This is a genomic window from Nostoc cf. edaphicum LEGE 07299, assembly GCF_015207245.1.
Lineage (GTDB): Bacteria > Cyanobacteriota > Cyanobacteriia > Cyanobacteriales > Nostocaceae > Nostoc > Nostoc edaphicum_B.
The window spans coordinates 1-9,275 of the sequence record NZ_JADEXF010000070.1; the positions used below are offsets into that span (position 1 = coordinate 1).

The 9,275-nt window shown below is 44.5% G+C and carries 8 protein-coding genes; all 8 read right to left on the reverse strand.

Features of this window, described 5'->3' with window-relative positions; translation table 11 throughout:
• Positions 1–89: 89 nt before the first annotated feature.
• The 8 genes from rpsJ to IQ229_RS03580 all read right to left on the reverse strand — a co-directional run bounded on the left by rpsJ (position 90) and on the right by IQ229_RS03580 (position 8,933).
• Positions 90–407: a 30S ribosomal protein S10 gene (gene rpsJ / locus IQ229_RS03545; RefSeq protein ID WP_008232935.1), complete on the reverse strand. Its 318-nt coding sequence runs from the start codon at positions 405–407 to the stop codon at positions 90–92.
• A 183-nt stretch (positions 408–590) separates the two neighbouring features.
• Positions 591–1,820 (reverse strand): elongation factor Tu, encoded by a 1,230-nt coding sequence (gene tuf / locus IQ229_RS03550; protein WP_069070114.1) that lies wholly within the window; start codon positions 1,818–1,820, stop codon positions 591–593.
• A 23-nt stretch (positions 1,821–1,843) separates the two neighbouring features.
• On the reverse strand, positions 1,844–3,922 hold the full coding sequence (fusA, locus tag IQ229_RS03555; protein WP_194041341.1) for an elongation factor G: 2,079 nt from the start codon (positions 3,920–3,922) through the stop codon (positions 1,844–1,846).
• 137 nt (positions 3,923–4,059) lie between these two features.
• The gene (gene rpsG / locus IQ229_RS03560) at positions 4,060–4,530 is read right to left on the reverse strand and encodes a 30S ribosomal protein S7 (RefSeq protein WP_069070112.1); all 471 of its coding nucleotides are present in this window, start codon (positions 4,528–4,530) and stop codon (positions 4,060–4,062) included.
• A 575-nt stretch (positions 4,531–5,105) separates the two neighbouring features.
• Entirely contained in the window at positions 5,106–5,489 is a 384-nt protein-coding gene (gene rpsL / locus IQ229_RS03565) for a 30S ribosomal protein S12 (RefSeq protein ID WP_012410236.1), read from the reverse strand.
• A 133-nt stretch (positions 5,490–5,622) separates the two neighbouring features.
• On the reverse strand, positions 5,623–5,946 hold the full coding sequence (locus IQ229_RS03570) for a HesB/IscA family protein (protein ID WP_194041345.1): 324 nt from the start codon (positions 5,944–5,946) through the stop codon (positions 5,623–5,625).
• 253 nt (positions 5,947–6,199) lie between these two features.
• Positions 6,200–6,619, reverse strand: a complete 420-nt coding sequence (locus tag IQ229_RS03575; RefSeq protein ID WP_104907515.1) for a cupin domain-containing protein — start codon at positions 6,617–6,619, stop codon at positions 6,200–6,202.
• 256 nt (positions 6,620–6,875) lie between these two features.
• Positions 6,876–8,933 carry a phosphodiester glycosidase family protein gene (locus tag IQ229_RS03580; RefSeq protein WP_194041343.1) on the reverse strand — a complete coding sequence of 686 codons (2,058 nt, stop codon included), beginning with the start codon at positions 8,931–8,933 and terminating at the stop codon, positions 6,876–6,878.
• Positions 8,934–9,275 lie beyond the last annotated feature (342 nt).

The following is a 9,275-nucleotide window of genomic DNA, read 5'->3' on the forward strand; positions in this document are numbered from 1 at the left end:
GTGTAAATATTCATACTAGTGTAATTTGTCTTTTGTCCTTTGTCCTTTGTCATTAGTAAAGGACAAATGACCAATGACTAATGACTAAATTAAAGTTTGACTTCAATATCTACACCCGATGGTAGATCCAATTTCATCAGGGCATCAATAGTCTTAGAGGAGGGCTGGTAAATGTCAATAATTCGGCGATGAGTACGGGTTTCAAAGTGCTCCCGTGAATCTTTATCTACGTGGGGCGATCGCAGCACACAATAGATCCGGCGTTTTGTTGGTAAGGGAATTGGGCCTATAGCTGTAGCGTTGGTGCGGTTAGCCGTGTCTACAATCTTCTCGCAAGATGTATCTAATAAGCGCCTGTCAAAGGCTTGTAAGCGAATTCTAATCTTCTGCTGCTGTAGAGTTGCCATCTTTAATTTTCCAGGTTCTGCGTAATTAGGGGAGTATTTACAGGTTAAAGGTTACAAGTTAGCGGTTACAGAAAACTATTACCTGTCGCCTGTAACCTATTGCCTTATTTATAGGGGGAAGAGAAAGGAGCAGAGAGGCAAAATAAATACCATCTCTGCTCCTTTGTTATGAGCAAAAAGGTGCTACTTGATAATTTTGGAAACCACACCAGCACCGATGGTGCGACCACCTTCGCGAATAGCGAAGCGCATTCCTTGTTCAATAGCGATCGCGTTGATCAATTCTACTGTCATCTTGATGCGATCGCCTGGCATCACCATTTCTACTTCTTTGCCTTCATCGGAAGTGTAGGCTTTGATAGTACCAGTTACATCAGTGGTTCGCACGTAAAACTGGGGACGGTAGCCAGCGAAAAATGGAGTCTTACGACCACCTTCTTTTTCTGTTAGGACGTACACTTCACCTTCAAATTCATTATGAGGTTTAATTGAACCTGGTTTGGCAATTACCATACCCCGTTCAATATCAGCCTTTTGGATACCCCGGAGTAGTACGCCAGCGTTATCTCCAGCCATACCTTGCTCAAGACTCTTCTTGAACATTTCAATCCCAGTTACGGTAGTAGCGCGAGTATCTCTGATACCCACTAGTTCAACGTTATCGCCAACTTTGACTACACCCCGTTCAATCCGACCAGTGGCGACAGTACCACGACCTGTAATTGAGAACACATCTTCTACAGCCATCAGGAAGGGTTTATCAACATCCCGCTCAGGAGTGGGGATGTAAGAATCTACAGCATCCATCAGTTCATAGATTTTGTCTACCCAAGGATTTTCACCGCGTTGGGTCTTAGGATTCTTGGTCATTGCTTCCAGAGCTTGCAGACCAGAGCCTTTGATAATAGGGATATCATCGCCAGGGAAATCATAGCTGCTTAACAGTTCTCTCAGTTCTAGTTCTACTAGTTCCAGGAGTTCTGGATCATCCATCAAGTCTTCTTTGTTCAAGAAGACTACCAGACTGGGAACGCCAACCTGTTTTGCCAACAGAATGTGTTCGCGGGTTTGGGGCATAGGTCCATCGGTAGCAGCAACTACGAGGATACCTCCGTCCATCTGTGCAGCACCAGTGATCATGTTCTTCACATAATCAGCGTGTCCTGGACAGTCTACGTGAGCATAGTGTCGATTTGCAGTTTCATACTCTACGTGAGCAGTATTGATGGTGATACCCCGTGCCTTTTCTTCTGGAGCATTATCAATTTGGTCGTAGCCTTTAGCTACAGCCTGACCCATAGCTGCCAAGGTCATGGTGATGGCTGCTGTCAAGGTAGTTTTACCGTGGTCAACGTGGCCAACTGTACCGATATTGATGTGGGGTTTATTCCTTTCAAACTTTGCGCGTGCCATGAATACTCATTTCCTTATTTTAACTAAGCGTTCCCTTTGCTTTTTGCAATGATAGTTTCAGCTACGCTGCGAGGCACCTCTTCGTAGTGGCTGAACTCCATCGTGAAGATACCCCGACCTTGCGTCTTTGACCGGATATCAGTGGCGTAGCCAAACATGGTCGCCAATGGAACTTTGGATGCGACCTTAGCAAGTCCCTGTTCGGTGCTTTGACTTTCAATTTGCCCTCGGCGAGCAATGAGGTCGCCAATGACGTTCCCGATATAGTCTTCAGGAACTTCAACCTCAACTTTCATCATAGGCTCTAAGAGGACAGGTGAAGCTTTCAGCACAGCCTCTTTCATCGCCATTGAACCAGCGATTTTGAAAGCCATTTCCGAAGAGTCTACATCGTGGTATGACCCATCAATTAGCGTCGCTTTGACGTCAATCAACGGATATCCAGCGAGAACACCGGATTCGCAGCTTTCTTTCATTCCTTGTTCTGCGGGGCCAACATACTCTTTAGGTACTGAACCACCGGCAATTTTGGAGACGAACTCAAAGCCAGTACCGGGGTCTCCAGGCTCCAAATTGATCACAACGTGACCGTATTGACCTTTACCACCACTTTGGCGGATGAATTTGCCCTCAACTTTGTTCACAGCTTTCCGAATTGTTTCTCGGTAAGCTACTTGTGGCGCACCTACATTCGCTTCCACTTTGAATTCTCGTAACATCCGGTCTACTAGAATTTCTAGGTGTAGCTCTCCCATCCCCGCGATCACGGTTTGGTTTGTTTCCGGATCGACACGGACACGGAAGGTGGGGTCTTCTTCTGAGAGAGATTGCAGAGCTTTGGACAGCTTGTCCATGTCGTTTTTGGTTTTGGGTTCAACCGCCACCGAGATCACAGGCTCAGGAATGAATAGGGATTCCAGAATTACTGGCGATCCATCATCACAGAGAGTGTCACCTGTCAAGGTGTCTTTCAATCCCAACGCTGCTCCCAAATCACCCGCTCGCAGTTCATCGACATCTTGCCGATCGTCTGCCTTCATTAGAACTAAGCGGGAAATCCGTTCTTTTTTATTCTTACTAGCGTTGAGAACGTAGCTGCCCTTTTTCAGGACACCAGAATAAACACGAACAAATGTCAGGCGACCATAAGGGTCAGCCATAATTTTGAATGCCAGAGCTGCTAGGGGTTCGTTGTCATCAGCCCGCCGCTCAACAGTATCGCCATTCGGCAGTAAGCCTTGAATTGGTGGTACTTCACTTGGCGCTGGCAGGTAATCGACAACGGCATCCAGCATCAACTGTACGCCTTTGTTTTTGAATGCCGAGCCGCAAAGTACTGGTACAATTGTCCCTGAAATTGTGCCTTTACGCAGGGCAGTCCGAACTTCCTGTTCTGTAAGTTCTTCGCCCTCAAAGTACTTAGTCATCAGAACATCATCTGTTTCTGCCGCGGCTTCTATTAGCTTGGTGCGGAATTCGTCTACCTGCGCTTGCAATGCTTCCGGGATATCAGTTTCCTGGATATCAGTTCCTTGGTCATTAGCGTAAATATACGCACGCATCCGTACTAGGTCAACGATACCTTGGAAGTCGTTTTCACTACCGATTGGTAGTTGAATAGCGATCGCATTAGCACGCAGGCGATCGCGGATTTGGTCGTGAACTTTATAAAAGTTCGCTCCGGTGCGATCCATCTTGTTGATAAAGGCTATCCGAGGAACTTTGTATCGTTCTGCTTGACGCCACACTGTCTCAGACTGCGGTTGCACGCCACCCACAGAACAAAATACTGCGATTACACCATCTAACACGCGCATGGAACGCTCAACTTCAATTGTGAAGTCTACGTGACCCGGAGTATCGATAATGTTAATTTGATGATCTTTCCAGCTGGTACTGATAGCAGCGGCAGTAATCGTAATTCCCCGCTCCCGCTCCTGTTCCATCCAGTCTGTGACGGCAGTTCCTTCATGAACTTCGCCAATTTTATGAATTATCCCAGAGTAAAATAATATTCTCTCTGTTGTTGTTGTTTTGCCCGCATCTATATGCGCCGCAATACCAATGTTGCGTACTTTCTCTAGCGGGATCGTGCGTGCCACAGCTACCTCCTATAGTTTTTGCCTCATGATATCTTGTATATTACTCTTTGTTAAGATTCTATACTTTTACGGAAAACCGTCTTTTTGTGTAAATCCACGATATACCGCTTCGGCAAGGCGATATACCGCTTTTTTACTTAATAACGATAATGTGCAAATGCCTTGTTAGCTTCCGCCATCCGGTGCGTTTCTTCCCGTTTGCGAATAGCATTGCCAGTTTCGTTAGCAGCATCCATTAACTCATTTGCCAATTTACTGGCCATTGTCCGGCCTGGTCTAGAGCGAGAATATTGCACTAACCAACGCAGTGCTAAAGTAGTGCCCCGTTCTGTACGCACTTCCATTGGTACTTGGTAGGTTGCTCCACCAACTCGCCGAGCCTTTACTTCTACTAAAGGCGTGGCATTTCGCACTGCTCTTTCAAAGGTTTCTAAGGCACCAGCACCAGTGCGTTCTTCAATAGTTTTTAATGCATCATAAACAATGCGTGCGGCAAGTGATTTTTTGCCATGACGCATGATCCGTCTGATAATCATGCTCACAAGGCGACTGTTATATACGGAGTCAGACGGAACTGGGCGCCTTTGAATAACACCACGACGAGACATACTTCACCTTTAATTCGGAATTGGCAACGAAATTATATGCTATCAGACACCGGAAACTAAAAGCGGTAGAACCCAACCCTCAGACTTCCTCTATTTTTTTCGACCGTTGCAGCAAGTCTGACTTATTTAGTGCCAATTTTGGATTTGGGATTTTGGATTAAAAGTTTTTGGTATATATTCCGATCCCAAGGATCTGAAAAAATCAAAAGTCTATAAGCCTAATTCCCTTGTGGGTTTGACCAATCCAAAACACGCTCGATAACTCGCTAACGCTACGCTATCGCAAATCTAAAATCAAGAATTGTTTGACTTAACTACCTGCAACGAAATACTCAAGGCGACAAGATTATAAACTTTAATGTTCAGATGAGAAATTCGCTGTGGGTTACAGCATTTTCCTCCTCAGAACTTCTACACTTGCTCGCTTAGTGTAGATGTAGCTTGCTTGATTTTTTGAAAAAGACTTTAGCAGTTTTCATCACTATTGTTAGAACAAAAACGGCGCTCCTTCTTTTGCCCTTGGGCGTTTTTAAGATAAACGATTAATCGTGTTGGATGCGATTAATCGCCTAATCCTATTTTTTCGCTTCTTTAGGACGCTTGGTTCCATACTTGGAACGGCCTTGCTTGCGGTCTTTGACTCCGGCTGTATCTAGGGTGCCACGGATAATGTGGTATCTCACGCCTGGTAGATCCTTAACCCGACCGCCACGAATCATCACAACTGAGTGTTCTTGTAGGTTGTGACCAATGCCTGGAATGTAAGCTGTGACTTCAAATCCAGATGTAAGTCTGACTCTTGCTACTTTGCGTAGGGCTGAGTTAGGCTTTTTTGGTGTGGTCGTGTATACTCTGGTACAAACTCCCCGACGTTGGGGACATTGTTTCAGAGCCGGGGACTTGGTTTTCTGACGCGCTTGTTCGCGCTCATTTCGTATTAGCTGCTGTATTGTTGGCATGAGTTACAGCGCGTAAAGCTGCTTATGGTCTAAGTTTTAACAAATCCTGATTATATCTTTTTTTACGGCTTTATGTCAATTGCTATTTTTCCTTAGCGATCAAACATCTGTTTTTTGACTAATTGTTCAATCACTAAGGACTCAAGGAGAAGGAATTGCCACAGCCACAGGTTGCGATCGCCTGGGGATTGTGGAAGCGAAAACCACCACCCATTAAGTCTTCTGAATAATCAACTCTCAAACCTTTGAGGTAATTTAAGCTTGCGGCATCTATGATTACTTGAATCTCATCCAAGTCGAAAACCTGGTCGTCTACTTTTATTGCTTCATCGAAGGACATATCATAAAAGAACCCGGAACAACCACCTGGTTTTACTGCCAATCGAAACAAGACATTTGGCTGCTTGGACTTTATTCGCCCAATCTCACTTACGGCTGCTTGACTCAGATGAATCATGGAACTCGTTTTTTGCAATTGAATACCCCATCTTCCATTCTACAGATAGGTTGACCCTTGTTTGTGCAAAATTCCAAATTACCAAAGGCATGAGCGCGATCGCTCTTACTACATCATTTATAACACTAACATAATTCAGTCCCCACCTTGACTAGGTAGGGACTTCTGGGGTGTAGTAGTTCGTTTACAAAGACGGTTTACACAAAAATGTATTTAGCTTTGGGATTAAAGCTTTAATAGCGTTCTTTTGGTTTTAATCTTTGGTACGGGCATAGTCATCTTGGTAGCGGATAATATCATCTTCTCCCAAGTATTCGCCATTTTGGACTTCAATCAATACCAAGGGGATCACGCCAGGATTCTCTAAACGATGAGACGTACATTGGGGTACGTATGTTGACTCATTATTGCTTAGTAGTACTTCTTTCTCACCACAAACTACTCTAGCTGTACCAGAGACGACGATCCAATGTTCGCTGCGATGATGGTGCATTTGTAGACTGAGGCGGTGTCCAGGCTTAACTTCGATGCGCTTAATTTTGTATCCGCGCCCTTCTTCTAAAACTGTAAAAGCACCCCAAGGACGTAATTCAGTTGCAGCAACGCCCCTGGAAGTTATGTTTGGAGGGAGGTGTAGAGTTTCAGTCTGTGTAGTTTCTTGATATCGAGCCATAGTTACCTCATTTGAAGACATAACAAACCGTTGGTACTCTTAACTATTGATAAAAAATCTGGCGCTATCTTGCAACCTTGAAAATCAGCAATTTTGTCGCACTTTGATAAACATAGCAAAATCAAACCTTATGGTGTAAACCATCACTACTAAAATTCTGATGTCTACACCAAGTCTTCATCAAGCAAAATGACAGCTTGTTCTAAACTTTAAAAAGTGACTGGAATTGGGGATTGAGTTTTTCTCTATTTTTTCATTATCGTGGTTGCAAGAAAATACCAATTCCGTTATGAACACGAGCAGCGGTACTGGGTGATCGGTCGAGTAGTTGCCCTCCTAAATAAAGGCTGGTAGAACTACCGCCATCCAAATTTAAAGCATCTACACAGCCCATCTGTTGCATCAATTGAGCATGTTCTGCCAAATTAGGCCCATAACCGCCAACACGATTATGTGTGGCAGTAATCATCAGTGTGCCTGTTGCCGTTGTGCAAATCCCGCTACGAATAGCTTTTTCGGCAATAAAGGCATTGCTGAATTTTTCGCCTTTGGCATCAAGGACAATTTGACGATTTTGGACTAATAGCGGCCCCGCTCCGATAATGTGGGGATAACGACTAAAATCAGCTGGAATAGTGGCGCTAGAAATGCTTACTGCGCTTCCAATAGGTAGCTGGGAGGCAACACTAGTAGCGTTAGCACGTAAAGTTAGTAGGTAGCCATCCTGGGGAATGGAAACTGCTGTCGCACCAACTTTGCCGCCTGGTAACTGATTAGTAATTTGGTATTTCTGTACCACTAGGATAATTTCGTTATCCGTCAGGGGCGTGTAAGTTGATCCCCAAGCTGGGGTGTAACGAGCAACGCCACTCTGGACGTAACCGCTGTTAAGAAACAGAATTGGTAGGCGCACATCATTTGCTGCGATTAAAGTTTCTTCTAAGGTGAGACGACCGAAGTAGAATTGGCCTGAATCATTCCAAGCGATCGCACCTCGGTTGAGAATGGGACCTGATAACCACTGACCATCACGACGAATCGCACCCAAGGGGAATCGGTTATTACGGTTAAAATAACCACCATTAATTCCAGCTACTGCTAAGTAACGTTGTGCCGTTTGAATTAAGGGAGCAATACCCGCAAGCCCATCAGGACTAGCCCACATAGGTTTCAAGGTTAGCCCAAATTTCCGAGGATTAACTTCTAACCAAACCACAGGAAAGCGTTCTGTGCCTAAGTTGACATAATGCTGTCGCCAGCGCAATCCTGGGGCCCAAGTAATATCCCGTTCTTCTAAAGGATCGGGTCGAATATCGATAATCAGGCGATTGGGGTTAGCGACAGTACTAACTTGAGGCGATAGACCGAAGGGAACGCTCAGACTAATAATCGTTTGGTTTTTCACCACCTCCACTTTTTGAATCAGTGGTTCAGGGACTGGTGGCGCTGGTATTGGTTGTGTTGGTATAGCTGGCGATAATTGTTTAAGCAGGTTTGGCAGTAATGTTGGTGGTGCTGGTGGCTGGGGGGTATAGCGTTCTATCAAAACGGGATCGGCTATTCCATCCAGAGTAATTGTCCACTGTCTATTTGGCGGTACAGTGGATTTGGGAGTTGGCGTATCTGGATCGGAGGAAGGAATTTGTGGTTTGGCGATCGCTGACCCTTGTACAACTTGCCAGGGAGTGGGACGATCTAAATTGACAAGAATCCGAGTCTGTTGCAAAGGGGTACTCGCTTCTGGAGGTTCCTGGCTCTGAATAATATTTGTGATTTGTGTTTTTGGGGTAGCAATCACCAAAGTGTTGCCATTAGCTTGAATTTGCCAGCCAGATGTTTGAGCAAAATTAGTGATATCCAGATAGCGATATGCTCCTAGTAGCCTGGTAGCTAATACCAGTGGCTTTGTCACCGACGAAAACCACTGTATTGGTTGCTTCGCTGAATTACTACTGTTTAAGAAATTTACTCCAATTAATTGCCTAAATGCCCCATCACTAATATTAGTTGTCACCTGTCCAGATTTTCCAGGTCGTTGTAACCAAGTTCCTGGTAAAGTACGACCATTGAGGGAAATTTGATTACCAGAGGATGCTACACCTGTTAAAGAAGGTGCAGGCGACTGTGAGATTAACCTGGGTATAAATTTGGTGGTTTTCGGGGACTCCTGGGCGTTGGTAGCACAAGTAGTCGTTAAGCACAGTACTGTTAAAAGTATTGGGAACACAGTAGCCCGGAAAAATCTGCGTTCGCCCTTGGCGTTTGCAGAGCCATCACTAATCTCTGATTGGCAACAATTCGGCATTTTTACCATAATTTACTAGGTACTTTGGAAAACTATCACCCAACGTCTAAACTAACCAATTATTTGGACATATCAAGGCAAGATGACTTTATTTTTGAATAAATATGATATTCTATATATTGGCTACTTGTCTCTTTTAGACAAACATTAGACACACATTAATTTATTTAGACGCTAAAGCCACTGCAACCAAGTTTTTTAACTCCCAACTAATTCTAACCACACTATATAGGGTAGTTTTGGTTATCAAAACTGGATTAAAATATTTAATCCTAGCTGATCGTTGCTACTGTTATTACTTCAGTAATGTCTAGTTAATAGTAGTACATGCGGCAACTGGTAAGCGGCAAA